The sequence below is a fragment of the Allobosea lathyri genome (genome assembly GCF_900108245.1).
Lineage (GTDB): Bacteria > Pseudomonadota > Alphaproteobacteria > Rhizobiales > Beijerinckiaceae > Allobosea > Allobosea lathyri.
In genome coordinates this window covers 25,547-49,733 of sequence record NZ_FNUY01000021.1, presented here as the reverse complement: position 1 = coordinate 49,733, position 24,187 = coordinate 25,547, and the positions used below count along the sequence as shown (strand labels likewise).

Annotated in this window: 21 protein-coding genes; 14 read left to right on the top strand and 7 right to left on the bottom strand. The window is 65.1% G+C overall.

Features of this window, described 5'->3' with window-relative positions:
* Positions 1-9: 9 nt before the first annotated feature.
* The 3 genes from C4S73_RS27245 to C4S73_RS28405 form a co-directional block, all read right to left on the bottom strand.
* Positions 10-894, bottom strand: a complete 885-nt coding sequence (locus tag C4S73_RS27245) for a metal ABC transporter permease (protein ID WP_103875738.1) — start codon at positions 892-894, stop codon at positions 10-12.
* 144 nt (positions 895-1,038) lie between these two features.
* Positions 1,039-1,773, bottom strand: coding sequence for a zinc ABC transporter ATP-binding protein AztA (gene aztA, locus C4S73_RS27240; protein WP_103875737.1), 735 nt, complete (start codon positions 1,771-1,773; stop codon positions 1,039-1,041).
* Between the two features lie 32 nt (positions 1,774-1,805).
* Entirely contained in the window at positions 1,806-1,952 is a 147-nt protein-coding gene (locus C4S73_RS28405; protein ID WP_160115922.1) for a hypothetical protein, read from the bottom strand.
* A gap of 13 nt (positions 1,953-1,965) precedes the next feature.
* Here C4S73_RS28405 and C4S73_RS27235 point away from each other — a divergent pair, with 13 nt between their 5' ends.
* Positions 1,966-2,862, top strand: coding sequence for a hypothetical protein (locus tag C4S73_RS27235; RefSeq protein WP_146071521.1), 897 nt, complete (start codon positions 1,966-1,968; stop codon positions 2,860-2,862).
* On the opposite strand, the gene C4S73_RS27230 is transcribed toward C4S73_RS27235, so the two are convergent.
* Complete coding sequence (locus C4S73_RS27230; RefSeq protein WP_103875723.1) at positions 2,844-4,463, bottom strand: OpgD/OpgG family glucan biosynthesis protein; 1,620 nt, start codon at positions 4,461-4,463, stop codon at positions 2,844-2,846. The two genes, C4S73_RS27235 and C4S73_RS27230, sit on opposite strands and share 19 nt — an antisense overlap.
* A gap of 235 nt (positions 4,464-4,698) precedes the next feature.
* On the opposite strand from C4S73_RS27230, the gene C4S73_RS27225 reads away from it, so the two are divergent.
* The 3 genes from C4S73_RS27225 to C4S73_RS27215 all read left to right on the top strand — a co-directional run bounded on the left by C4S73_RS27225 (position 4,699) and on the right by C4S73_RS27215 (position 8,300).
* Entirely contained in the window at positions 4,699-5,667 is a 969-nt protein-coding gene (locus C4S73_RS27225; protein ID WP_103875722.1) for a TAXI family TRAP transporter solute-binding subunit, read from the top strand.
* A gap of 108 nt (positions 5,668-5,775) precedes the next feature.
* The gene (locus C4S73_RS27220; protein WP_103875721.1) at positions 5,776-7,938 is read left to right on the top strand and encodes a TRAP transporter permease; all 2,163 of its coding nucleotides are present in this window, start codon (positions 5,776-5,778) and stop codon (positions 7,936-7,938) included.
* The gene (locus C4S73_RS27215; RefSeq protein ID WP_103875720.1) at positions 7,935-8,300 is read left to right on the top strand and encodes a DUF1850 domain-containing protein; all 366 of its coding nucleotides are present in this window, start codon (positions 7,935-7,937) and stop codon (positions 8,298-8,300) included. The genes C4S73_RS27220 and C4S73_RS27215 overlap by 4 nt, the downstream gene beginning before the upstream one ends.
* 3 nt (positions 8,301-8,303) lie before the next feature.
* Here the strand turns inward: C4S73_RS27215 and C4S73_RS27210 are convergent, their stop codons facing one another.
* Positions 8,304-8,537: a hypothetical protein gene (locus C4S73_RS27210; RefSeq protein ID WP_200828111.1), complete on the bottom strand. Its 234-nt coding sequence runs from the start codon at positions 8,535-8,537 to the stop codon at positions 8,304-8,306.
* A 133-nt stretch (positions 8,538-8,670) separates the two neighbouring features.
* Between C4S73_RS27210 and C4S73_RS27205 the strand changes: the two genes are divergently transcribed.
* From C4S73_RS27205 to C4S73_RS27180, 6 genes are all read left to right on the top strand, one after another.
* Positions 8,671-10,260: a gamma-glutamyltransferase family protein gene (locus tag C4S73_RS27205; RefSeq protein WP_103875735.1), complete on the top strand. Its 1,590-nt coding sequence runs from the start codon at positions 8,671-8,673 to the stop codon at positions 10,258-10,260.
* Positions 10,261-10,265: 5 nt separating this feature from the next.
* Positions 10,266-11,462, top strand: a complete 1,197-nt coding sequence (locus C4S73_RS27200; RefSeq protein WP_103875719.1) for an amidase — start codon at positions 10,266-10,268, stop codon at positions 11,460-11,462.
* Between the two features lie 41 nt (positions 11,463-11,503).
* A complete protein-coding gene (gene nthA, locus C4S73_RS27195; protein ID WP_103875718.1) occupies positions 11,504-12,136 on the top strand; it encodes a nitrile hydratase subunit alpha in 633 nt (210 codons plus the stop codon).
* Complete coding sequence (nthB, locus tag C4S73_RS27190) at positions 12,133-12,792, top strand: nitrile hydratase subunit beta (protein WP_103875717.1); 660 nt, start codon at positions 12,133-12,135, stop codon at positions 12,790-12,792. The genes nthA and nthB overlap by 4 nt, the downstream gene beginning before the upstream one ends.
* On the top strand, positions 12,779-13,165 hold the full coding sequence (locus C4S73_RS27185; protein ID WP_244595822.1) for a nitrile hydratase accessory protein: 387 nt from the start codon (positions 12,779-12,781) through the stop codon (positions 13,163-13,165). The genes nthB and C4S73_RS27185 overlap by 14 nt, the downstream gene beginning before the upstream one ends.
* Before the next feature lie 141 nt (positions 13,166-13,306).
* On the top strand, positions 13,307-14,248 hold the full coding sequence (locus tag C4S73_RS27180; RefSeq protein ID WP_200828110.1) for a DUF6454 family protein: 942 nt from the start codon (positions 13,307-13,309) through the stop codon (positions 14,246-14,248).
* A gap of 184 nt (positions 14,249-14,432) precedes the next feature.
* On the opposite strand, the gene C4S73_RS27175 is transcribed toward C4S73_RS27180, so the two are convergent.
* Together C4S73_RS27175 and C4S73_RS27170 are read right to left on the bottom strand one after the other, a co-directional pair.
* Positions 14,433-15,455 (bottom strand): nickel/cobalt transporter, encoded by a 1,023-nt coding sequence (locus C4S73_RS27175; RefSeq protein WP_103875715.1) that lies wholly within the window; start codon positions 15,453-15,455, stop codon positions 14,433-14,435.
* On the bottom strand, positions 15,446-16,084 hold the full coding sequence (locus C4S73_RS27170; protein WP_160115921.1) for a DUF1007 family protein: 639 nt from the start codon (positions 16,082-16,084) through the stop codon (positions 15,446-15,448). Before C4S73_RS27170 ends, C4S73_RS27175 begins: the two co-directional genes overlap by 10 nt.
* 302 nt (positions 16,085-16,386) lie before the next feature.
* Between C4S73_RS27170 and C4S73_RS27165 the strand changes: the two genes are divergently transcribed.
* The 4 genes from C4S73_RS27165 (at position 16,387) to C4S73_RS27150 (ending at position 23,909) form a co-directional block, all read left to right on the top strand.
* Positions 16,387-19,944, top strand: coding sequence for an indolepyruvate ferredoxin oxidoreductase family protein (locus C4S73_RS27165; RefSeq protein ID WP_425290382.1), 3,558 nt, complete (start codon positions 16,387-16,389; stop codon positions 19,942-19,944).
* 263 nt (positions 19,945-20,207) lie between these two features.
* The gene (locus C4S73_RS27160) at positions 20,208-20,882 is read left to right on the top strand and encodes a Crp/Fnr family transcriptional regulator (RefSeq protein ID WP_103875713.1); all 675 of its coding nucleotides are present in this window, start codon (positions 20,208-20,210) and stop codon (positions 20,880-20,882) included.
* Between the two features lie 229 nt (positions 20,883-21,111).
* Positions 21,112-23,097 carry an AMP-dependent synthetase/ligase gene (locus C4S73_RS27155; protein WP_103875712.1) on the top strand — a complete coding sequence of 662 codons (1,986 nt, stop codon included), beginning with the start codon at positions 21,112-21,114 and terminating at the stop codon, positions 23,095-23,097.
* Positions 23,094-23,909, top strand: coding sequence for an ABC transporter ATP-binding protein (locus C4S73_RS27150; protein ID WP_103875711.1), 816 nt, complete (start codon positions 23,094-23,096; stop codon positions 23,907-23,909). Before C4S73_RS27155 ends, C4S73_RS27150 begins: the two co-directional genes overlap by 4 nt.
* Positions 23,910-24,187 lie beyond the last annotated feature (278 nt).

Below are 24,187 nucleotides of genomic sequence, written 5' to 3'. Positions count from 1 at the left end.
ATAACATTACTAACGCTGGAGATGTGGGCGAGGCAAGAGGCGTCTTGCAAGTCCGCCCTGCGAACCGATCAGGAGCGAGCCGAGATAGAGCGCGCCGGCGGCCAGGATGATCGCCGGGCCGGCCGGGAGATTGGCTCCGGCCGAATAGGACAGCACGAGCCCGCCATAGCCCGAGAGCATGCCAAAGCCGGTGGCCAGCAGGATCAGCCGGGTGATGTCGGCCGTCCAGAAGCGCGCGGCGGCGGCCGGCAGCATCATCAGGCCCACCGCAAGCAGGGTGCCGAGCGCGTGGAAACCAGCGACAAGATTGAGCACGACGAGGGCGAGGAATGTCAGATGGACCACCCCGCCGGAGCGGCTGACAGAGCGCAGGAAACCCGGATCGACACATTCCATCACCAGCGGGCGATAGAGCGCAGCCAGTGTCAGCAGTGAGAGGGTCGCGACGCTGCTCAGCAGGATCAGGACATCGTCGTCGAGCGCGAGGACATTGCCGAACAGCACATGCAGCAGATCGACGGCCGAGCCGCGCAGGGAGACGATGGTGACGCCGAGCGCCAGCGAGATCAGATAGAAGGCGGCCAGCGATGCGTCCTCCTTCAGCACCGTCAGCCGCGCCACCGCGCCGGCCGCGAGCGCCACGGCAAAGCCGGCGGCAAGCCCGCCGATCGTCATGGCCGGCAGCGAGAAGCCGGCGACGAGATAGCCGATCGCGGCGCCGGGCAGGATCGCATGCGCCATGGCATCGCCGGTCAGGCTCATCCGGCGCAGCATCAGGAAGACGCCAATCGGCGCGCCGGAAACCGACAGCGCGATGATGCCAACCAGCGCGCGGCGCATGAAGTCGAATTCGGCGAAGGGGCCGATGAAGAGATCGTAGAGGGAGGACAGCATTTTTCCGTGGCGGTCGGTGGCATCAAGCGTCGTGCGCCACACCCGTCATTGCGAGCGAAGCGAAGCAATCCAGAATGGCGTGTATGCGGCTGGATTGCTTCGCTTCGCTCGCAATGACGGACAGGCCAAAACGGCGGGTTGGAATCAGGCGGCGTCGCGCTCGCAGGGAGCAGCATGGCTGTCGAAGGCCTCGACCATGCGGCGGGCCTTGAGCAGATTGGCGGCGGTCAGGACTTCGCCGGTCTCGCCCCAGGCCACGGCCTCGCGCGCCAGCAGCAGCGTCTGCGGAAAGGCGCGGCGGACGGTCTCGATGTCGTGGAGCACGGCGACGACGGTGCGGCTCTCGCCATGCCAGCGCTGGACCAGCGCCAGCAGGTCGGCGGTGGTGCGCGCATCGATTGCGGTGAAGGGTTCGTCGAGCAGGATGACGTCGGCGTCCTGCAGCAGCAGGCGGGCGAAGAGCGCGCGCTGCATCTGGCCGCCGGACAGCGTTCCGATCGGACGGGTCTCGAAGCCGGTCAAGCCGACGGCGGCAATCGCCTCCTCGACCTTGGCCCTGGCGCTGAATCCGATGCGGCCGAAGATGCCGGCACTGTTCCAAAGGCCCATGGCGACGAGGTCATAGACATGGATCGGGAAGGAGCGGTCGAGATCGGCCGATTGCGGGAGATAGGCCAGACGCTTGCCCTTGCTGACTGCGATGCTGCCTTCCAGCGGCGACAAGGCGCCGGCGATGCCCTTCAGCAGCGTCGACTTGCCGGCGCCGTTGGGACCGACAATCGCGATCAGGCTGCCCGAGGCGATCTCGCCCGACAGATGATGCACCGCCGGATGGCGGTCATAGCCGAGCGTCAGATCGGTGAGACGAATGGCGGACACGGGCGACACGGCTTTCGTTGCGACCAGCGGTTTCACAGGATGACGGCAAGCGTGGCGAGCCAGAGCGCGCCGATGATCACGAGCGCCAGCCCGAGGCGGCTCGATGCCGACAGGCGCAGCAGCGACCAGCCCGGATTTTCCGAGACGGCGCGGCTGGCATGGGCGTGCGGATGGCTCATATGAGATGATATAATGTTACGCGCTTTGGGAAGCAAGCGCTGCTCCAATACCTCTTTGGAAAAGACGAAACCCACAGCCAGGGGTTGCATTTTCGTTCGATGTGTACTCTTTACGTTCTTACGTAACGGCATGGGGGTGTCGGTGAAAATTCCGGTTCTGTCTGTGGTGCGCCGCGCCTGCCGCAATACGCTACGCTTTGCGACGAGGCATCCGGCCCTGTTGCTGACCACCTTGGCTTTATCCATGCCCTTCGAAATTGTGCGTTCCGCGTGGGGGCTAGACGAGATCGACCGAAGCAGCGCGTCAGCCTTCGGCATGTCATGGCTGCTATCGGCGATCCTATTGGTGATCTGGCTCCCTGTTTTCGTCATGGCTGTCCGGGAGACGGTCTGCTCCGAGATCGTGTCGCTTTCGCCGCGCCTGATCCTGTCCGTATCGACGTACCGATACGGACTCTGCGCCTTCGCCGTGCTGCTGATCAGCGAGTTGCTAGCGGCGATTCCCACCGGGTCGTTTGCTGGAGCCAGCTTTGTCTTTGTCGGCTCGATCGCATTGTGCTTCATTATCGTCAGGACAACGCTGACATGTTCGGCGCTGGCTCTCGGCCGGCTCGATCTCGGCCTCGTGCAATCATACAGGCGGACAGCCGGTCAGACGCTGCGAGTGTCTGCGGTCGCAATTCTGCCGATGATCATTGTAGGCCTGATTGGCTTCGCTCCTATCATTGTCGCCGTTCTAGCCGGATTCGACTTGGCAGACCCAGAAAATGCGAAGGAACCCGCCTTGCCTACCCGTGTCGGGCTGGGCGTCGTTTCCCAGGTCATGGCACTGTCGATCGTAATTGCCGGCGGGGAGGTTTACCGCCTGATCGAAGGCGCTCCTGCAGAGCCTCAAAACGGCCGATACTGATAGAGCCAGGTCTCGGTCAAAACCGCATCGCCGCCGCGCAGGAAGCAGCGCATCTCGACCGGCTCGTTGCCCTCGACGGTAAGGTCGAACTGGGCGCGCCAATGGCCGGGCACGTCATTGGGCACTGCTTCGGCGAAGATGTAGGAGAAGCTCCCGCGCGAGGTCGAGAGCACCACCTCAGGCTTCACGCCGAAGGGGATCGACTCCAGCGCCGGCCCCTTGAACTCGATCATGAATTTGCGCACGCCCTTGGGCCGCGCCGTGCCGGGTTGGCCGCCATTGCCGAGCCGGGTGGCGACGACGCGGCCCAGCGTCGACGGGAAGGGCTCGTCGGCAAGCCAGTGCAGCTTGTAGCGGAAGGCATAGGCGGCTCCCGCCTTTGCCGGCGCCTGCGGCACCCACATGGCGACGATGTTGTCGTGGATCTCGTCATCGGTGGGGATCTCGATGAGCTGGACCGCGCCCCGGCCCCATTCGCCCTGAGTTTCGACCCAAAGGCTCGGCCGGCGCTCATAGAAGACGCCATCGAGGAAATGGCCGACCTCGCGGTCGCGCTGCATCAGGCCGAAGCCGCGCGGGTTCTCGTCCATGAAGGAGGAGGCGGTGGTCTGGGAGGGGTTGTTGAGCGGCCGGAAGGCGCGCTCGCCCGCTCCGGTCCAGAGCGCCAGCCCGTCGGAATCATGTACTTCGGGGCGCCAGTCGACGGCGGTCGCCTTGGCCGTTTCGGAATACCAGTACATCGAGGTCAGCGGGGCGATGCCGAGCCGCTCGACATCCTTGCGCAGATGCAGCGCGGTCTCGATCTCCATGGTGACGCCCTTGCCGCGATGCATGCGGAAGCGATAGGCGCCGGCCACGCTCGGACCCGACAGCAGGGCATAGACGACGACATATTCGGCGCTGGCTTGCGGTGTCTCGAGCCAGACATGGGTGAAATCCGGAAATTCCTCGGCCTTGCCTCCGACCGCCGGGTCGATCGCCAGTCCGCGCGCCGAGAGCCCGTACTGGTAGAGTTCGCCGATGGCACGGAAATAGGATGCGCCGAGGAAGGCGACCCAGTCGTTCTTCTGCCAATCGAGTTTTTCGCCCTTGCGACCGGGATGGCCTGAGCGGCTCTCCTGAAAGCGGAAGCCGGCGAAGCCCGCGCCCTGCGGCAGGTCGCGGGCCGGCGAATCCGCGGGCATCTCGAAATAGCTCTCGTCGTAGATGATCTCGCGAGCCTTGCCGTCATCCAGCACATGCATCCGCACCGGCTTCTGGAAGTAGCGGCCGAGATGGAAGAAGGTCACCGGCCAGGGCGAGGGACCGTTCGCCCAGAGTGCCATCTCCGGCTTGAACCTGATCTTGCCGTGGGCGTCGTAGTCGATCCGTTCGAGCACGTCGGGGCGCGGGCTCGGCGGTGCCTGATAGGGCTGGGCGGCGAGATCGCGGGCGCGGGCCTTCAGGCCCTCGAAGGTGAATGCGTCGGCCGAGCCGAGCTTAAGCCCTTGCTGCGCCAGAGCGGCGGGCGAGAAGCCCAGCGCTGCCAGTGTCGCGGTCGCGCCGGCGCTGCTCAGCAAGGTGCGGCGGTCGAGGAGCGGCGGCTTGGCGCGGTCGGGCATGTCTGACGGGGCTCGCTTGCTGTGTGGAGATGGAATTGCCGGGCTAGCCTGTCCAAGGGGCAAGGGCAACCGGGCGGGAGGTCCGGACCTAGGCGTGAATGATGGCGAAACCGTCGCACAGATTGGGCTAAAGGCGGAAGGCCGTTCGTTTTCTTCCGCTTTCCCTTCGTGCCGGGCCTGAACTACAACAGGGCAAGCTGGCCGCACGAGCCGGGATAATTTTCAGGGAGACTCCATGACAACGCTTGCAAGGACCCGGCGTTTTGCCGGGATGGCCGCAGCTGCGCTGCTCGCCCTCGCCCCCGCCACCGCGCGTGCCCAGGACTTCATCAACATCCTGACTGGCGGCACCTCGGGCGTGTATTACCCGATGGGTGTCGCGCTTTCGAAGATCTATGGCGACAAGATCGCCAATACCCGACCCTCCGTGCAGGCGACCAAGGCCTCGGTCGAAAACCTCGTGCTGCTCCAGCAGGGGCGCGGCGAGATTGCGTTCACGCTCGGCGACTCGCTCGATGCCGCCTGGAAGGGTGATGAGGATGCCGGCTTCAAGAGCCCGCTGAAGAAACTGCGCGGCATCACCGCGATCTACCCGAATTACGTGCAGATCGTCGCTTCCAAGGAAAGCGGCATCAAGACGCTGGCCGATCTCAAGGGCAAGCGCCTGTCCGTCGGCGCGCCGAAATCCGGCACGGAGTTGAATGCGCGCGCCATCCTTCATGCGGCGGGGCTGTCCTATAAGGACCTCGGCAAGATCGAATATCTGCCCTTCGCCGAATCGGTCGAGCTGATGAAGAACCGGCAGCTCGATGCGACGCTGCAATCGGCCGGGCTTGGTGTCGCCTCGATCCGCGACCTCGCGACGTCGGTCGAAATCGTCGTCGTCGAAGTGCCCAAGGCCATCGTCGACAAGGCCGGCCCCCCCTTCATCAACGCGCCGATCCCCGCCAACACCTATGGCGGCCAGACAGCGGATGTGAACACGGCGGCCGTGGTTAACTACCTCGTCACCCATGAAGGCGTGAAGGAAGAGCTGGTCTACCAGATGACCAAGAACGTCTTCGAGAACCTCACGGAGCTCGGCGCGTCCCATTCGGCCGGCAAGGCGATCAAGCTCGAAAATGCGCTCGACGGCATGCCGGTGCCGCTGCACCCGGGTGCAGCGCGCTATCTTAAGGAAAAGGGCCTGAAGGCCGGCTCGTAAGGCGTCATTCTTGGGTTTGGCCCGAGAATCTCATGACCAGTTTGCTGGTTTCCAGGATGCTCGGGCCAGGCCCGAGCATGACGGCGGTCGGCTTTCAAGGATAGCGCGATGACACAGCAGACGTCCGTGACGGGAGCCGACACCGATCAGTTGCACGCGCTTTCGGGCGCCACTGGTGCGCCGATCGAGAACGAGGCTCTCGACAATTTCGAGCATGGCTTTCCGCCGGGCTTCGGCCCCGGCAAATGGGGACTGCTCGCCTATGGCATCGCCCTCGTCTTCGCCAGTTTCCAGATCCTGATCTCTGCCTGGCATTTCCTGCCGAGCCAGTCGGTGCGCGGCATCCATGTCGGCTTCCTGCTGCTGCTCTCCTTCGGCCTCGTCGCCAATTTCAAGGCGAAGACGGAGGCCGAGCGCCTGTTCGGCTGGGCGCTGGGCCTGGTCGGTTTTGGCGTCGGGCTTTACCAGCTGATTTTCTACAATGACCTGATCATTCGCGACGGCGACCCCACGACGATGGACCTCGTCGTCGGCTCGCTTCTCGTTATCCTGGTGTTCGAGGCAGCGCGGCGGCTGATGGGCAATGCGTTGCCGATCATGTGCGGCGTCTGCCTGCTCTACTGGTTTTTCGGCCAGTATCTGCCCGCGCCCTTCAACCATCGCGGCTACGGCTTCGACCAGATCATCGGCCATCTTTCCTTCGGTACCGAGGGCCTTTACGGCACGCCGATTTATGTCTCGGCGACCTATATCTTCCTGTTCATCGTCTTCGGTTCCTTCCTCGAGAAGGCCGGGATGATCCATCTTTTCAACGACGTCTCGCTTGGGCTGTTCGGCGGCGCGCGCGGCGGCCCGGCCAAGGTTGCGGTGTTCTCGTCTGGCCTGATGGGCATGATCTCGGGCTCCGGCGTCGCCAATGTCGTGACCGTCGGGCAGTTCACGATTCCTCTGATGATCAAGTTCGGCTACCGCCGCGCCTTTGCCGCCGGTGTCGAGGCCACGGCCTCGATGGGCGGGCAGATCATGCCGCCGGTGATGGGTGCAGCCGCCTTCATCATGGCCGAGACGCTCGGCGTCGAATATTCCGAGATCGTCAAGGCAGCCGTCATCCCGGCCGTGCTCTATTTCGCCTCGGCCTTCTGGATGGTGCATCTGGAAGCCGGCAAGCATGGCCTCAAGGGCATCGAGCGCAGCCTGCTGCCGAAGCCGCTGAAGGCGCTGAAAGAGCGCTGGTATCTGGCGCTGCCGCTGGCCGTTCTGGTCTTCATGCTGTTCCACGGGTTCACGCCGCTTTTTGCCGGCACGATGGGGTTGGCACTGACGGTCGGTCTGCTGCTCGGCGCTGGCGTTGCGCTCGGCCTGAAATCAACGAGCCTGCGGGTGATCTTCTGGGTCGGTCTTGGGCTGATCGCGGCTGCGCTGTTCAAGGACGGCATGGACGTCAAGATCGTCGCCGGGCTGATCGCGGCGCTGATCCTGCTCAATGGGCTCACGATCGGCGGACGCGCCACGCTGCTGATCTGCCGCGATGCACTGGCAGACAGCGCCAAGACGGCGCTTCCCGTCGGTATCGCCTGCGCGATCGTCGGCACCATCATCGGCCTGATGACGCAGACCGGCATCGGCACGACCTTCGGGGCGTGGATCATCGGTCTCGGCCAGCACAGCCTGTTCCTGGCGCTCGTCCTGACGATGATCCTGTCGATCCTGCTCGGCACCGGCATTCCCACGATCCCGACCTACATTATCGTCGCGGCACTGGCGGCTCCGGCGCTGGAAAAGCTCGGCGTGCCGCTGATCGTCAGCCACATGTTCGCGTTTTATTACGGCATCATGGCCGACCTCTCGCCGCCTGTGGCGCTGGCGGCGCTCGCGGCAGCGCCGATCGCCAAGGAAAACCCCGACAAGATCGGCTGGGAAGCCATGCGGGTCGCGCTCGCCGGCTACGTCATCCCCTTCATCGCGGTGTATTCGCCGGCCTTGATGCTGCAGGCGGGCGATCCGATGGCGAATGTGATCGGCTTCTGGCCCGCAGTCGTCTACGCCACCTTCAAGGCCGGGGTCGCGATCGCGCTCTTCGGCATGGTGGCGATCGGCTATCTCTTCAGCCGTCTCACTGTCGTCGAGCGGGTGCTCTGCTTTGCCGCGGCCGTCTTCCTGTTCGGCGAGTTCCCCTATAGCGACCCGCTTGGCTATGCGCTCGCGCTTGCGCTGACGGTCCGCCACTGGTGGGCGTCACGTGCCGAGGAGCGGGCCAGCAGCCTGGCATGAGCCTGTGCCTGGCGGCCGGCATGCTCGTCGTTGCGCTCGGCGGTGACGAGATCACGCTGCGCTGGCGGCATTCGGTGCAGAAGACGCTGTGGGAAGAGGTCTGGCGCGATACGCCCGGCGGCATCCGCCTGATCGAAGCACGCGTAGAGGGCTCAGGTGCGGGCATGGACCCGCCCGATGGCGCAAGGCTGGTCGACGGGTTCTGGCGCTGGACGCCGGCGCTGCCGGCGCAGCGCGAGGTCGTGATGCGCCGCTCTGGCGCCACGGCAGATTGGCAGGTCTGTATTGCCGGGGCGTGCCGGGCGATGGGGAGCTATCTGCCGGCCGAGGCCGACCCGGTCACCTTGCGAGCCTGCGATTGAGGCTCAGCTGGTCAGCCGCTCGACCTTGAGGACCCGGCGCATCAGATTGAACATCGCGTAAGCGGCAAGGGCCGAGAACAGTGCCATCAGCACGTAGCCGACGATATGGCCGAGATCGAACAAGCCGGCCAGGGCCCAGCCCGATGCCAGCGCGACGCCGAACAATTCGACCGCAATCAGGATTCCGAGCGACACCACCATGATCAGGGTGCGCCAGTTGATGTGCCTCGCGGCCATGCTGTCATTCCTCAAACGCGAAGGCCCAAAATGCCCATGCGCAGGACGCACCTAGCGGAGCACGTCGCGGCATGCAACAAAATCGCGCCTCCCGGCCAAGATGGTAGCCCTCGTCGAGATTGAAAAGCCCCTGATGATCGATACGCCTGTTTTCGGCTCGGCCGCCGCTGCCGCCCCCCACCATCTCGCATCGGAAGCAGGGCGCGCCGTGCTCGCCGAGGGCGGCAATGCGATCGAGGCGATGGTTGCCATGGCCGCGACGATCGCGGTGGTCTACCCGCATATGAACGCGATCGGCGGCGACGGGTTCTGGCTGGTGCATCAGCCGGGCGGCAAGGTCCACGCGATCGAGGCTTGTGGCTCGGCCGGCTCGCTTGCCACGATCGAGCGCTATCGCGAGAAGGGCCACGACACGATCCCGGCACGCGGCGCCGACGCTGCCGTGACGGTCGCCGGAGCTGTCGGCGGCTGGCAGGCGGCGCTGGAGCTGTCGCAGAGCCTTGGCGGCAGGATGCCGCTCAGGGATTTGCTGGCGAACGCGATCTCCCATTGCGACGCGGGCTATGCGGTGTCGGCGTCCGAGCTTCGCACCTGGCCACAGCAGGTCGAGGAGGCCAAGCTTGCGCCGGGGTTCAGCGAATTCTTCTGGCCTGGCGGCGAGCAGCCGAAGGCCGGTGCGCGCCGCAAGCCCGATGCGCTTGGCGAGACGTTTAAGCAGCTGGTCGATGCCGGTCTCGACGACTTCTATCGCGGCGATGTCGGCCGCGAGATCGCCAACGATCTCGACGCGATTGGGGCTCCGATCACGCGTGCCGACATGGAAGCCTTCAGGGCGCGTCTCGTCGAACCGCTCGCGATGAAGCTGCCGGGCCTTGCCGTCTACAACTTCCCGCCGCCGACGCAGGGGCTGGCCTCGCTGCTGATCCTCGGCATCTTCGAGAAGCTCGGCGTGAGCCGCGCCGAGGGCTTCGACCACCATCACGGTCTGGTCGAGGCGACGAAGCGGGCTTTCGCGATCCGCGACCGGCACATCACCGATCCCGCTCATATGAAGGTCGATCCCGCGAACTTCCTGACCGATGCGGTCTTTGCCCGCGAGGCCGAGGCGATCGACCGGAAGCGCGCCGCGAACTGGCCGCTGAAGTCGGGCGATGGCGACACCATCTGGATGGGCGCGATCGACGGCAAGGGCATGGCGGTGTCCTATATCCAGTCGCTGTACTGGGAATACGGTTCGGGCTGCATCCTGCCCAAGACAGGCGTGCACTGGCAAAATCGTGGCGTCTCGTTCTCGCTCGACAAGAAGGCGGTCAATCCGCTGACACCCGGCCGCAAGCCGTTCCATACCCTGAACCCCGCCTTCGCCCGCTTCGACGATGGCCGCATCCTGTCCTATGGCGCGATGGGGGGAGATGGGCAGCCGCAGTTTCAGGCGCAGATCCTGTCGCGCTATCGCTTCGGCCAGAACCTCGCCACTGCGGTCGATGCGCCGCGCTGGCTCTTCGGCAAGACCTGGGGGGCGGGCTCGCTGTCGCTCAAGCTGGAGAGCCGGTTCGACCCGATGCTGCTTGCGCGTCTGACCGCCGCCAGCCATCCGGTCGAGGAGTACAGCGAAGCCTATTCCGATCAGTTCGGGCATGCCGGGATGCTTCTGAAACATCCCAAGGGCCATGTCGAAGCGACGCATGATCCGCGCTCCGATGGCGACGCTAGGGGGATTTGAAACCGATGACGTTCGACGATCCGTTTCGCTGCTTCGTTCCCTATCCCGACGCCCATGTGAAAAACGCGGCGACCGGCCCGCTCACCGGGCTGACCCTGGCGGTCAAGGACCTGTTCGACGTCAAGGGCTATCCGACAGGGGCTGGTTCGCCGATCGTGCTGGCCCAGTCCGGCATCAAGACCAAAACCGCGCCGATGGTGAAGACGCTGCTCGATGCCGGCGCGCGTTTCGTCGGCAAGACGCATACTGACGAGCTCGCCTTTTCGCTGAACGGCAAGAACGCGCATTTCGGCTCGCCGATCAATCCGGCCGCGCCCGAGCGCATTACCGGGGGCTCCTCGTCTGGCTCGATGGCGGCGGTTGCGGGCCGCCTGGCTGATATCGCGGTTGGCTCCGACACCGGCGGTTCGGTGCGTGCACCGGCCAGCTATGGCGGCCTCTTCGGCATCCGGCCCACACATGGCCGCCTCTCCCTGAAGCGCGCCTGGCCGCTGGCGGAGAGCCTGGACACGCCGGGCTGGTTCGCGCGGGACGGTGAGACTTTCGCGCGCGTCGCCCTGGTCGTTCTGGGAAAAGACCGCGTCGAGCTGCCCGAGCTGCCGCGCCTGCTCCTGGCGGAGGACCTGTTCGCCCAGGCCGTGCCGGAGGCCGAGACCATTCTGCGCAATGTCGTGCAGCGCACGATCCCCGCGCTTGGACAGCCCGAGGGCGTGAAGGTCGCGCGCGATCTCGATGCGCTCTACTGGGCCTTCCGCTGGATCCAGGGTCGCGAGGCCTGGATCGCGGATGGTGCCATGATCGATCGTTTCGGGCCGCCGCTCGGGCCGGGCGTCGCGGAGCGCTTTGCCTTCTCGAAAGCCGTCGGCGATGCCGACTATGCCAAGGGCGAGACGGTTCGAAAGAGCATCCGCGCCAGGCTGGCAAAGCAGCTTGGCTCCGACGGCGTGCTGATCCTGCCGACGGTGCCCGATATCGCGCCGCTGGTCAGCGCGGCCGAGCCGGAGCTCGAGGATTTCCGCAATAGGGCGCTGCGGCTGCTCTGCCTGTCCGGGCTCACTGGCTTTCCGCAGATCACCGTGCCGGTGGCGCAGCGGGAAGGCGCGCCGCTGGGCCTGTCATTGATCGGCCCCAAAGGTTCCGACAAATCGCTTGTCGCCTTCGCGGTGAAGTTCGAGCGGGCGGCGCGGATCAGGATCGCTTGACGAGGATCGCTTGAGGAGCAGGATCGACTGAGGAGGTTGCCATGAGCGGACACGATCACCACGACCATCATCATCACGACCACGACAATCACTTCACTCCGATCGAAGCGCGGGTGAAGGCGCTGGAATCGCTGATGGTCGAAAAGGGCTATGTCGATCCCGCCGCGCTCGATGCGATCATCGAGACCTATGAGACCAAGGTCGGGCCGCGCAACGGCGCGCGCGTGGTCGCCAAAGCCTGGACCGATCCGGCCTATGCTGAGCGGTTGAAGGCGGACGGCACTGCGGCTGTCGCCGAACTCAGCTATGGCGGGCGCGGCGGCGAACATATCGTGGCGGTGTTCAACACGTGCGAGGAACACAACCTGATCGTTTGCACGCTGTGCTCCTGCTATCCGTGGCCGGTGCTGGGCCTGCCGCCGGTCTGGTACAAATCGCCGCCCTATCGATCCAAGGCGGTGATCGATCCGCGCGGCGTGCTTGCGGATTTCGGCGTAACGCTCCCGGAAGGGCAGCGTATCCGCGTCTGGGATTCGACCGCCGAGACGCGTTTCCTCGTCATTCCCCTGCGCCCGGCCGGCACGGAAGGCTGGAGCGAGGAGCAGCTGGCAGCCATCGTCACGCGCGACTCGATGATTGGCACCGGCCTGCCCCAACTGGACGCTGCATCATGAATGGCGGGCAGGATCTCGGCGGGCAGATGGGGTTCGGCCCGGTAAAGCCCGAGCCCAACGAGCCGATCTTCCATGGCGAGTGGGAGAAGCGGGTGCTGGCGCTCAACGTGGCCGCCGGCGCGATGGGGCAATGGAGCATCGACGAGAGCCGGCATGCGCGAGAAAGCATCCCGCCGGCCGATTATCTCTCGTTCTCCTATTACCAGATCTGGCTTGCGGGCCTGCAGGGCCTGCTGGTGCGGCATGGTTTCGTCAGCGAGCACGAACTGGCGGAGGGGAAGGCGATCGAGACGCCCCGCCAGCCCAAGCGCGTGCTCAAGGGCGAGGACGTCGCCGCCGTGCTGCGTCGCGGCTTCCCCTATGAGCGCGAGCCGAAGGCGCGGCCTGCGTTCTCGGTCGGCGACGCCGTGCGCACCATCGTGATGCATCCGCAGCATCACACCCGGCTGCCGCGTTATGCGCGCGGCAAGACGGGTATCGTCGAGCGCGTCAGCGGCTGCCATGTCTTTCCGGATACCGGCGCACATGGTGCGCCGGAGACGGCGCAGTGGCTCTACACGGTCGTCTTTACCGGCCCCGAACTCTGGGGTCGGGATGCCGATTCGGCGACTAGCGTCAGCATCGAAGCCTGGGAGAGCTATCTTGAACCGGCCTGATGCGGCTTTGTCCGAGGCGCTGTTCGCGGGCACGCCGATCCCGCGCGACGCTGAGGGCCCCGTCTTTGCCGAGCCATGGCAGGCGCAGGCCTTTGCGCTTGTCGTTGCCCTGCAGAACCGAGGCGTGTTCACGGCCGACGAATGGGCGCAGGCGCTCGGCGCCGAAATACGTGAGGCGGTTGCGGCTGGCGGCTGTCGCGATGGCTCCGATTATTACGAGCGCTGGTGCGAGGCGCTGGAACATCTGCTGATTGCCAAGGGGCTGACCTCGCATGACGGGGTCGACGCTCTGGCGGCGTCATGGGCGCGCGCGGCGGAAGCGACGCCGCATGGCAAGCCGATCGTGCTTGCGAACGACCCTCTTGCCGGCTAATTTTAGCGGGCTTGGCGCTACAGCGGTCGAATGCTGTTCGCTCCGTTGTCTCAGGGTTGTTACCCGAGCCGGGTAACTGCTCTCCTGCATGGATGCGGGCATCGCTCACAACCAGATCGCATGGCGGAGCAGGGAGCGACCATGAAGATGTGGATCAAGGGGCTGATCGCGGCGGGAAGCCTGGCGCTTAGTCAACCGGCCTTCGCAGCCGATTCCGCACTCAACGGGCTCGTCCAGACGCTTACGCGCGCGACGCCATGGCAGCAGACCGCTGCGGTCACGCTGCAGTTCCCGACCTTTCATCCGCAGGGCATGCTCAAGATCGGCGATGCCTTCTACGTTTCGTCGGTTGATATCAGGAAGCCGACCACGCGCTACCCCGCCCTGCAGGATGGCTATGATCGCGATACCGGAGAGGGCGTCGGCCATCTCTTCAAGTTCGACGCGCAGGGCAAGCTGCTGGCCGACATCACGCTGGGCGAAGGCTCGATCTATCATCCTGGCGGCATCGACTTCGACGGCAAGGATATCTGGGTACCCGTCGCCGAATACCGGCCCAACAGCCAGTCGATTATCTACAAGGTCGATCCGCAGACGATGAAAGCGACCGAGGTCTTCCGCTACAAGGATCATATCGGCGGTATCGTCCACAACACCGACGCCAAGTCGCTTCACGGGGTCAGCTGGGGCTCTCGGCGCTTCTATGCCTGGCCGCTCGACGCGGCCGGCAAGGTGACGAATGCCGCGACACCGCCCGAGCAACTGCGCGTCATCAACCCGGCGCTTTATATCGACTATCAGGACTGCCATTTCATCGGCACGAGCCGGATGCTCTGTTCCGGGCTGAACAACTACCGGGCCTCCAAGGATGGCCCGATTTTCCGCCTTGGTGGATTCGAGATCGTCGACCTCAAGGACAACCGGCCGGTCTTCCAGGTCCCGATCGAGCTCTGGTCGCCATCAGGGCTGCCGATGACGCAGAACCCGTTCTGGGTGGAGCCGACGGGGCAGGGCGTGCGGGCCTATTTCATGCCCGACGACGACAACTCGACGCTGTTCACCTATGAGGCTGTGACGAAGTAGGGCGTGGCTGCTCGAGGGCGCATGTGCCGTCTCGGGTCGGAAACACAGTGTCATCCTGGACAAGCGGCAAAGCCGCGCAGATCCGGGATCCATCATAGGGCAATGTCCGGCCCTTTGATGGATTCCGGGACGCCCTTCGGGCGCCCAGGATGACGGCGGGCTTCCGCGTTAGATGCGGCTTCCTCTAGCTACCTGCCCCGCCGGCAAGCAGCCCAAGAAACAGCGCCGCGCCCAGCACCGCGACGAAGGCCGCTGCCAGCAATTCCAGCCCGGCGATGATCCGGGCGCTGCGCAGGCTGCCGCCGCCGGCAAACTTGAGCGCCGCGAATTTGAAGAAGACGGCCACTGCGGCCAGTGCGCCCGTGGTCAGCGCCGTGCCCAACGCCATTGCGAAGGTTCCGGCGATCCCGGCCCAGAGCAAGCCTTGTGAGGCCGCGAAGACCAGGATGATCAGCGCACCGGCGCAGGGGCGCAAGCCGGCGGCGAAGACGATGCCCGCCATTTCGCGCCAGTTGCGCAGGCGGGCGATCTCGTCGGGACCGGGCATATGAACATGGTCGCAGGTCGGGTCATGCGCCTGCGCGCCATGGCCGAGCGCGAGCAGGGCACCGGCCTTGCGCCAGAGCACGAGCATGCCGACCAATGCGACGAGGGCGAAACTCGCCTGCTCGATCAGGTTCGTGGTGGCGCTCATGGTCTGTGCTGTCGCCCGCAGCACCAGGGTGAGCACGCCGACCAGCGTGATCGCGACCAGCGCCTGAAGGATCGCGGCCGCGAAGCTCAGCCCCAATCCGCGCCGCAGGCTGCGGTTGTCGGCGACGATATAGGCCGAGATCACCGCCTTGCCATGGCCGGGGCCGGCCGCGTGGAAGACACCATAGCCGAAGGCGAGGGCGAGCAGGCTCCACAGCGCGGCGGGGCTCTCCCTGACGGCCTTCAGGGTCGCGGTGAGCTCACGATAGAAGCTGGATTGCCAGGACAGGATCAACCCGCTCAACCCCGTCGTCGAGGGCAGCGCCTCGCGCGGCAGGGCCGTGCCGAACGGGTTGCGCGGCGGGGGCGGGGGTGGTGGGCTCACGGTGGCGATGAGATAGGCCAGCAGCGCCAGCGCGCTTGCGACGACAGCCAGCGCGATGCCGATGACGATCAGGCGGCGCGACAGCGCGGGCCATTGCAGCGGGGCAGGGCGCGGAGGATTCAGGGACATGCGACCAGCGCGCGCGTGGTGACCTGGAGGCCGCTCGTGTCGGGCGTGGCGGTGATGTCCTCCTGGGCCAGTTTCTGCTGGGTTTCCGCGTCGAGCTTGGGCGGCCGTGCGATGCGCACGACGCAGCCCTTCGGCGCATCCTTCGTGATCACGGCGTCCGCCCCGTCGACGATATCGAAGGCGACGAAATAGGTGGGATCGCCGATCTCCAGCCCTATGGACCGAATGGCGCGCACGGGCGTCTTCAGCGGCAGCGTGTAGGTCAGTGTCAGGATCTTGTTCTCGAAGGACAGGCTGGCGTCATGGGGCACGCCGAACTCCTGCGGCCTGCCATTGGCCTTGGCCGTGGTGAAGAAGCCGACATCGGGAAGCGAATCCATGTTCACCTTGGCAAGTTCGACCAGTTCGTCGGGCGTGAGCTTGCCGTCGCCGTTCTTGTCGAGCCCTTGCGTGATATAGGCGGAATAGGCCTCGTCGAAGCTCCAGATGTGCTTCAGCGCCGTTACCGCGCCGTCCGGCGCGAAGACGATTTCGGCACGTGCGGAAACGAAGACGTGGGGGTGGGCGCGTGCCGGCCCAGCGAGCCCGATCACCATCGCCACAGCTGCAAGCAAGGCCGAAAGGGTCATGCGTCGCGTCAAAAACGGCTTCCTCTGCATGAGGCGGGAACCTGGGCGATCATGGTTAACGCATTGTGAATGCGCGGCGCCCGGCACCACTGGCACTCCCGGCGAAGCCATCGCCCGTAATAGGGGCCAAATCGCGGCGCAGCGGGATTGGACCTGCCGCCGGAATCTGGAATGATGCCAATCTGGTTGACCGCATGCCCAGTAAATGTCAGCAATGCTGACTTATTAACCTGTCTCTTCGCAGGCCCGAGGCCGGACCAACCGGCCCGTATTCCAGGAAACGGACGATCGGGAGGTCGGCCATGGCCGAGATGACGCGGAATTCCGGCGCGGGCACCGACGCTGCGAGCGGCGGTCTGCGCGAGGTTGCGCTCGACGACAAATACGACCTGTCCAAGCAAAGCATCTTCCTGACGGGCACGCAGGCCATCGCGCGCATGCTGCTGGTCCAGCGCGAGCGCGACAGGCGGGCCGGATTGAATACGGCGGGCTTCGTCTCCGGTTATCGCGGCTCGCCGCTCGGCGGGCTCGACCAGCAGCTTTCGCGCGCGGCCAAGCCGCTCAAGGCCGCGAATATCGTCTTCCAGCCCGGCCTCAACGAGGATCTCGCGGCAACTGCCGTCTGGGGCACGCAGCAGGCCGAGCTTCAGGGCGAGGGCCGCTATGACGGCGTCTTCGCGCTCTGGTACGGCAAGGGGCCGGGCGTCGATCGCAGCGGCGACGTCTTCCGCCATGGCAATATGGCGGGAACCTCGCCCCATGGCGGTGTCATCTGCCTGATGGGCGACGACCACACCGCCGAATCCTCGACCAATGCGCACCAGACCGAATTCGTCCTGGTCGACCGGATGATGCCGATCCTGAATCCTGCCGGCGTGCAGGAGATCATGGACTACGCCCTGCACGGCATCGCGCTCTCGCGTTTCGCTTCGGTCTGGGTCGGCATCAAATGCGTCAAGGATAACATCGAATCGACCGCTTCCGTCGACGGTTCCGTCGATCGCGTCGAGATCGCGACGCCCGATGATTTCGCGATGCCGCCGGGCGGCCTGAGCATCCGCCGGGAGCTCGACTTCCTCGAACAGGAGAAGCGGCTGCATATTCACAAGCGCGCCGCGATCCTGGCCTATCTGCGCGCCAACAAGCTCAACCAGGCGATCACCTCGGGCGGCAAGAAGCCGCGCATTGGCATCATCACCGTCGGGAAATCCTATCTCGATGTCCGCCAGGCGCTGGAGGACCTCGGCATCGACGAGGTCAAGGCGAATGATCTGGGCCTCCGGCTGTTCAAGGTCGCCTGTCCCTGGCCGATCGACCCAGGCGAGCTCAAGCGTTTCGCCGGAGGGCTCGACCTGATCATGGTGGTCGAGGAGAAGCGCTCGCTGATCGAGGTTCAGGTCCGCGAGGAGCTTTACGGCGCGAAGTCCCAGCCGATGGTAATCGGCAAGAAGGATGAGAACGGCGAGTGGCTGTTTCCTGTCCATGGCGCGCTCGATCCCAATGATGTCGCAATCGCGCTCGGCGCAAGACTGCTTCAGTACAAGGACGATCCCGCCTTGCGTGGTCGGCTGGACGAGATCGCTGGCGCGCAGGGGCGGCTCGCGGAAGCGCAGGACATCGCCAAACGCACGCCCTATTACTGCTCGGGCTGCCCGCACAGCACCTCGACGGTGGTGCCCGAAGGCTCGCGCGCCTATGCCGGCATAGGCTGCCACTACATGGTGCAGTGGATGGACCGCTCGACCGCCGGCTTCACCCAGATGGGGGGCGAGGGCGCAAACTGGATCGGCGAGGCGCCGTTCTCGACCCGCAGCCATGTCTTCCAGAACCTCGGCGACGGCACCTATACCCATTCCGGCTCGCTCGCGATCCGCTGGGCCGTCGCATCGGGCGTCAACGTCACCTACAAGCTGCTCTACAACGACGCCGTCGCGATGACGGGCGGACAGCAGGCGGAAGGGCATCTGACGCCCGACCAGATGGCGCGGCAGGTCGCTGCCGAGGGCGTCAAACGCATCGCCATCGTGGCGGATGATCCCGACAAATATCCGGCTGGCACGCAGTGGCCGCCGGGCACGACGATGCACCATCGCGACGATCTCGACGCCGTGCAGCGGGAGCTGGCACAGGTCGAGGGCGTCTCGCTGCTGCTCTACGACCAGACCTGTGCAACCGAGAAGCGCCGCCGCCGCAAGCGCGGCAGCTATCCCGACCCCGACAAGCGCGTCGTCGTCAACGAGCTGGTTTGCGAGGGCTGTGGCGATTGCGGCGTGCAGTCGAACTGCGTCTCGGTGCAGCCGCTGGAAACGGAATTCGGCCGCAAGCGCCAGATCGACCAGTCGAACTGCAACAAGGATTTCTCCTGCCTGAAGGGCTTCTGCCCGTCTTTCGTCACCGTGCACGGTGCAAGGCTCAAGAAGGCGGCGCCGCGCCAGCTCGATGCGGGCGGTCTGGCGCAAACCGCGATTCCGGAGCCGCAGGTTCCGGCGCTCGACCGCAGCTTTGCGGTGGTTGTGACAGGCGTCGGTGGCACCGGCGTCGTGACGATCGGCGCAATCCTCGGCATGGCCGCTCATCTCGAGGGCAAGGGCTGCGGCATGATCGACATGGCTGGCCTCGCCCAGAAGGGCGGCGCCGTGTTCAGCCACGTCAAGCTGGCGCCAAGGCCGGAGGACATTCACGCCATCCGCGTCTCCGCCGGTCAGGCCGATCTCGTGCTGGGCTGCGATCTCACCGTCACCGGCTCGAAGAAGGTGCTGGGCGCGATCAAGCCGATGGGCGCTACCGTCGTCGTCAACACCGCCGAGAGCATGCCGGGCGACTTCACCCGCAATGCCGATTTCTCGCTACCGATCGAGCGGCTGAAGCGGGCCATTGTCTCGGCCTCGGGCCGCGAGCAGACGCATTTCGTCGATGCCACGGCTGCGGCCGTCGCCTTCCTCGGCAATGCCATCGCCGCCAACATGTTCATGCTCGGCTACGCCTGGCAGTTCGGCGGCGTGCCGCTGTCGCTGGCGGCATTGATGCGGGCGATAGAGCTCAATGGCGAAGCTGTGCCGATGAACAAGCAGGCGTTCGAACTGGGCCGCCGTGCGGCACATGATCCGGCTGCGCTGGCTGCTGTGCTGAGGGAGGCGAGCGCGCCGACGCAGGCGCGGCACATCTCCGAAACGCTCGAAGAGATCATCGCGCGTCGCGTCGACTATCTCACCGCGTACCAAAACGCGGCCTATGGCGCGCGCTATCGCCACCTCGTTGCGCGCGCACAGACAAAGGAGGCCGGCGTGCTGCCCGGCCAGACCGCGCTCTCGGAGAGCGTCGCGCGTTACCTCTTCAAGCTGATGGCCTATAAGGACGAGTATGAGGTGGCGCGGCTTTACGCTGATGGCGCCTTTCAGAAGCAGATCGCTTCGACTTTTGAGACGACCGATGGGGCCGGCAAACCTCTGCGCTACGATTTCCATCTGGCGCCCCCGCTGATGGCGAAGCTCGATCCGAATACCGGCCTGCCGCGCAAGATGAGCTTCGGGCCGTGGATGATGACGGCCTTCGGCTGGCTCTCAAAGCTCAAGGGCCTGCGCGGGACGGCCTTCGACATCTTCGGCTACAGCCCCGAGCGCAAGACCGAGCGCCAGCTCATCGCCGATTACGAGGGGCTGATCGGCGAAATCGTCAGCAGGCTCTCGGTGGAGAACCACGCGATCTGCGTGGCTCTGGCGGCGATCCCGGAGAAAATCCGCGGCTTCGGCCATGTGAAGGAGCGCCATCTCAAGCAGGCGAAGGCGGAGGAGGCCGAACTGCTGGAAAGGCTGCGCGACGGCTCGGCCGCGGCGCTGGCGATGCCCAGGGCGGCGGAATAGGCCACCGCCTCCCTTCTCCCCTCGCGGGAGAAGGTGGCGCGCAGCGCCGGATGAGGGGGCGCCGTGCCTTATCCGGCTGGTGTCCCCCATGAACATGGAAAGCTCACGGCGCCCCCTCATCCGTCAGCGCTACGCGCCGCCACCACCTTCTCCCGCGAGGGGAGAAGGCAGTTCGCGCGTTCTGCAATCTTGAGTTTTGCGGCGGCGGCGCTGCATATTGCGGAGACGTCAGATTCAATTCGCCGCGAAGGACAGCCCCCGCCTTGATCCCAGCCGAAGAGTTGCGCCGCATAGCCGTCTGGTCGCGCGACCTTGCGGAGGGGGAGTTCGAGGAAGCGCGGCGCGGCATCACCATGAAGCTCTACGGCAAGGGCAATTATATCTGCCATGTCGGCGACACCCTCGAATCCTGGACCGGCGTCGCCGAGGGCCTGGTCAAGATGAGCGCAACGTCAAAGACCGGCAAATCCGCGACGCTGGCGGGCATGCGCGCCGGCGCCTGGTTCGGCGAGGGCACGGTGATCAAGGCCGAGCCGCGCCGCTATGAACTGGTCGCGTTGCGCGAAACACGGCTGGCGCTGATGCGGCGCTCCACCTTCCTCTGGCTGTTCGAGCACAGCGCGGCGTTCAACCGCTTCCTTGTGCACCAGTTCAACGAGCGCTTGGCCCAGTTCATCGCATTGGCCGAATATGACCGCATGCTGGGCTCGACCGGCCGGCTGGCGCGCAATCTCGCCTGGCTGTTCAATCCGATCCTCTACCCCGGACAGGACCGGACGCTGGCGATCTCGCAGGAGGAGCTCGGCCTGCTCGCCGGCATGTCGCGGCAGGTCGCCAATCAGGGACTGGCAAAACTCGCCGATCTCGGCCTGATCGAGGTCGGCCATGGCAGCGTCACGATCATCGATCTCGACCGGCTGGCGCGGTATGAGGGCTAAAATCGCCTGATCCGCGCAGATCGATTATGACCGCAGCAGGTCACGATCATGTGCAAGAACGTCAATGCACACTTCGGCTGACAATATCGACCAAATGCTGGATTGTCTGTCAAGGCCCCCCTTGCGAAGATGTCACGTGGCTGCAAGATTTGCATGAAGAACAAGGGCTGGAACCGGCCCGAATGAAAGCCGCCGCAAAGTACGGCGGCTCGTCAGGGAGAACGCGACCGTGGCAAGCGCAACCGCCGGCCAGGCGGATACCTTTCCGAAATTGCTGCTGCGCAATGCGCGCGAGCGGGGTACGCGCGTCGCATTCCGGCACAAGGACCTCGGCATCTGGCAGTCCTGGAACTGGGCGGAGGTCGCCGAGCATGTCCGCAACTATGCCCAGGGTCTGCGCGATCTCGGGCTGAAGCGCGGCGATAAGGTGGCGATCATCGGCTACAATCGCCCCAGGCTCTACTGGTCCATGTGCGCCGCGCAGTGGATCGGAGCCGTACCGGTACCTGTCTATGCCGACAGCGTCGCCGAAGAGATGGCCTATGTGCTGGATCATGCCGAGGCGGTTTTCGCCTGCGTGCAGGACCAGGAGCAGGTCGACAAGATACTCTCCATCGCCGAGCGTCTGCCGAAGCTGCGGCATATGCTCTATGACGAGCCCCGGGGCTTGCGCGACTACGACCACAACAAGCTGCATGCGATCGGGGACGTGATCGATTCAGGCTGCAAGGCCCTGCGGGCATCGCCTGAGGTCAGCGCGGCGCTCGAACGCGAGATGGAGGCGGGCGCCGGTGCCGATCTCGGCATCATCCTCTACACCTCCGGCACGACGGGGCGTCCCAAGGGCGTCATGCTCAGCCATTTCAACGTCATCACGGCCGCCGAGATCGGCTGCCAGTTCGACGGGCTGAACGAAAGCGACGAGATCATCGCCTATCTGCCGATCGCCTGGGTCGGCGACCATGTCTTCTCCTATGCGCAGGCGATCGTCGCCGGTTTCTGCGTGAACTGCCCGGAAGGGCCGGAAACCGTCATCGACGACCGCCGCGAGGTAGGCACCACCTACGCCTTCGCGCCGCCGCGCGTCTTCGAGACCATGCTGACCGTGACCATGGTGCGCATGGAAGATGCCGGGCCGCTGATGCGGAAGCTATTCCACTACTTCCTCGGCGTCGCCAAGCAGCATGGCGAGAAGATCCTCAATGGCGAGAGCGTGCCGCTGGGGGCCAGGCTGCTCTACAAGCTCGGCGACATCGTCATCTACGGGCCGCTGCGCAACCGTTTCGGTCTCAGCAACATCAAGGTCGGCTACACTGCGGGCGAAGCGATCGGCCCGGAACTGTTCAAGTTCTACCGCTCGATCGGCGTCAACCTGAAGCAGCTCTACGGACAGACCGAGGCCGGCGTCTACATCACCATGCAGCCCAATGGCGAGATCAAGGCCGACACCGTCGGCAAGCCTGCGCCGCTGGTGGAGATCCGCATCGACGATAATGGCGAGGTGCTCTACCGCTCGCCCTCGATCTTCGGCGGCTACTACAAGGATCCGGAGAAGACGGCGGAGACGATGACCGCCGACGGCTATGTCCGCTCGGGCGATGCCGGGTTCTTCGACGATGCCGGCCATCTCAAGATCATCGACCGGGCCAAGGATGTCGGCAAGCTCAATGCCGGCGACCTGTTCCCGCCGAAATACATCGAGAACAAGCTGAAATTCTATCCCAACATCAAGGAGGTCGTGGCCTTCGGGCAGGGCCGCGACTACGCCACCGTCGCGCTCAATATCGACCTCACTGCCGTCGGCAACTGGGCCGAGCGCAACAATGTCGTCTATGCCTCCTATCAGGAGCTCGCCGGTCACGATCTCGTCTACGACATGATCGCCAAGCACATCGACGAGGTGAACCGTTCGCTGGCAGCCGAACCGCTGATGGGCGGAGCGCAGATCAAGCGCTTCCTGATCCTGCACAAGGAACTCGACGCCGACGATGGCGAACTGACGCGGACGCAAAAGGTGAGGCGCGGCTTCATCGCCGAGCGCTACGCGCCGCTGGTGAACGCTCTCTATGACGGCTCGGAGGCCGCCGACATCTCCACCGAAGTCACCTTCGAAGACGGCCGCAAGGGTGTGATCTCGGCACGCGTCAAGGTTCGCGACGCCAAGACCTATCCCGTCACGGCAGCTGAGCGTCCTGCGACAGCGAGGGCGGCATGAACGCGGAACCCATGAACGTGACCGGCGAACCGATGACCGGGAAGGGCGAGGTTCTCCTCGCCGTCGAGAACGTCTCGCTGCGCTTTGGCGGCGTGAAGGCGATCTCGGACGTCTCCTTCGATATCCGCAAGGGCGAGGTGCGTGCCATCATCGGCCCCAACGGCGCCGGCAAGACCTCGATGCTGAACTGCATCAACGGCTTCTATCATCCGCAGGAAGGCCGCATCACCTATAAGGGCGCGCGCCGCGACAAGATGAAGCCGCATCGCGCTGCAGCCGCAGGCATCGCGCGCACCTTCCAGAACGTCGCCCTGTTCAAGGGCATGTCGACGCTCGACAACATCATGACCGGGCGCACCCTCAAGATGAAGCGCGGCTTCTTCTGGCAGGCGCTGCGCCACGGCCCGGCAATGCAGGAGGAGATCGAGCACCGGCGTGTTGTCGAGGACATTATCGACTTCCTGCAGATCGAGCACATTCGCAAATTGCCGGTCGGCAAGCTGCCCTATGGCCTGCAGAAGCGCGTCGAGCTTGGGCGGGCGCTGGCGATGGAGCCGGAGCTCTTGCTGCTGGACGAGCCGATGGCCGGCATGAACCTCGAGGAAAAGGAGGACATGTGCCGCTTCATCCTCGACGTGAACAACCAGTTCGGCACGACGATCGCCTTGATCGAACACGATATGGGCGTGGTCATGGACCTCTCGGACCGCGTGGTGGTGCTGGAATACGGCCGCAAGATCGCGGATGGCACGCCCGATCAGGTCAAGTCCGACCAGAAGGTCATCGATGCCTATCTGGGAGTGGCGCATTGATGGCCGATCTCGCGAGCACACTGACGACTTGGCACGACACACTCCCTCCCCCCGCTTGCGGTGGGGAGGGCTGGGGTGGGGGGCAGTTCCGCTCGGCAAGCCGTTCAAGGACAGCGTCCCAGCTTTTCGCCCCCCCATCCCTAACCCTTCCCCACCGCAAGCGGGGGGAAGGGGACTGGTCGCGCCCGTCCGCTTTGTTCAGCCGAGGTCTCCTGCCATGAGCGACGTCGCCGCGCGGCCTGCGCCCAACCTACTCGCCAATGGCTGGATCAAGGCCG

Excerpts from the sequence above, each read along its gene's own strand:
- C4S73_RS27245 (WP_103875738.1), bottom strand. The coding sequence starts at position 894 with ATGCTGTCCTCCCTCTACGATCTCTTCATCGGCCCCTTCGCCGAATTC.
- C4S73_RS28405 (WP_160115922.1), bottom strand. The coding sequence starts at position 1,952 with ATGAGCCATCCGCACGCCCATGCCAGCCGCGCCGTCTCGGAAAATCCG.
- C4S73_RS27235 (WP_146071521.1), top strand. The coding sequence starts at position 1,966 with ATGTTACGCGCTTTGGGAAGCAAGCGCTGCTCCAATACCTCTTTGGAA.
- C4S73_RS27230 (WP_103875723.1), bottom strand. The coding sequence starts at position 4,463 with ATGCCCGACCGCGCCAAGCCGCCGCTCCTCGACCGCCGCACCTTGCTG.
- C4S73_RS27225 (WP_103875722.1), top strand. The coding sequence starts at position 4,699 with ATGACAACGCTTGCAAGGACCCGGCGTTTTGCCGGGATGGCCGCAGCT.
- C4S73_RS27220 (WP_103875721.1), top strand. The coding sequence starts at position 5,776 with ATGACACAGCAGACGTCCGTGACGGGAGCCGACACCGATCAGTTGCAC.
- C4S73_RS27215 (WP_103875720.1), top strand. The coding sequence starts at position 7,935 with ATGAGCCTGTGCCTGGCGGCCGGCATGCTCGTCGTTGCGCTCGGCGGT.
- C4S73_RS27210 (WP_200828111.1), bottom strand. The coding sequence starts at position 8,537 with ATGGCCGCGAGGCACATCAACTGGCGCACCCTGATCATGGTGGTGTCG.
- C4S73_RS27205 (WP_103875735.1), top strand. The coding sequence starts at position 8,671 with ATGATCGATACGCCTGTTTTCGGCTCGGCCGCCGCTGCCGCCCCCCAC.
- C4S73_RS27200 (WP_103875719.1), top strand. The coding sequence starts at position 10,266 with ATGACGTTCGACGATCCGTTTCGCTGCTTCGTTCCCTATCCCGACGCC.
- nthA (WP_103875718.1), top strand. The coding sequence starts at position 11,504 with ATGAGCGGACACGATCACCACGACCATCATCATCACGACCACGACAAT.
- nthB (WP_103875717.1), top strand. The coding sequence starts at position 12,133 with ATGAATGGCGGGCAGGATCTCGGCGGGCAGATGGGGTTCGGCCCGGTA.
- C4S73_RS27180 (WP_200828110.1), top strand. The coding sequence starts at position 13,307 with ATGAAGATGTGGATCAAGGGGCTGATCGCGGCGGGAAGCCTGGCGCTT.
- C4S73_RS27175 (WP_103875715.1), bottom strand. The coding sequence starts at position 15,455 with ATGTCCCTGAATCCTCCGCGCCCTGCCCCGCTGCAATGGCCCGCGCTG.
- C4S73_RS27170 (WP_160115921.1), bottom strand. The coding sequence starts at position 16,084 with ATGACCCTTTCGGCCTTGCTTGCAGCTGTGGCGATGGTGATCGGGCTC.
- C4S73_RS27165 (WP_425290382.1), top strand. The coding sequence starts at position 16,387 with ATGGCCGAGATGACGCGGAATTCCGGCGCGGGCACCGACGCTGCGAGC.
- C4S73_RS27150 (WP_103875711.1), top strand. The coding sequence starts at position 23,094 with ATGAACGCGGAACCCATGAACGTGACCGGCGAACCGATGACCGGGAAG.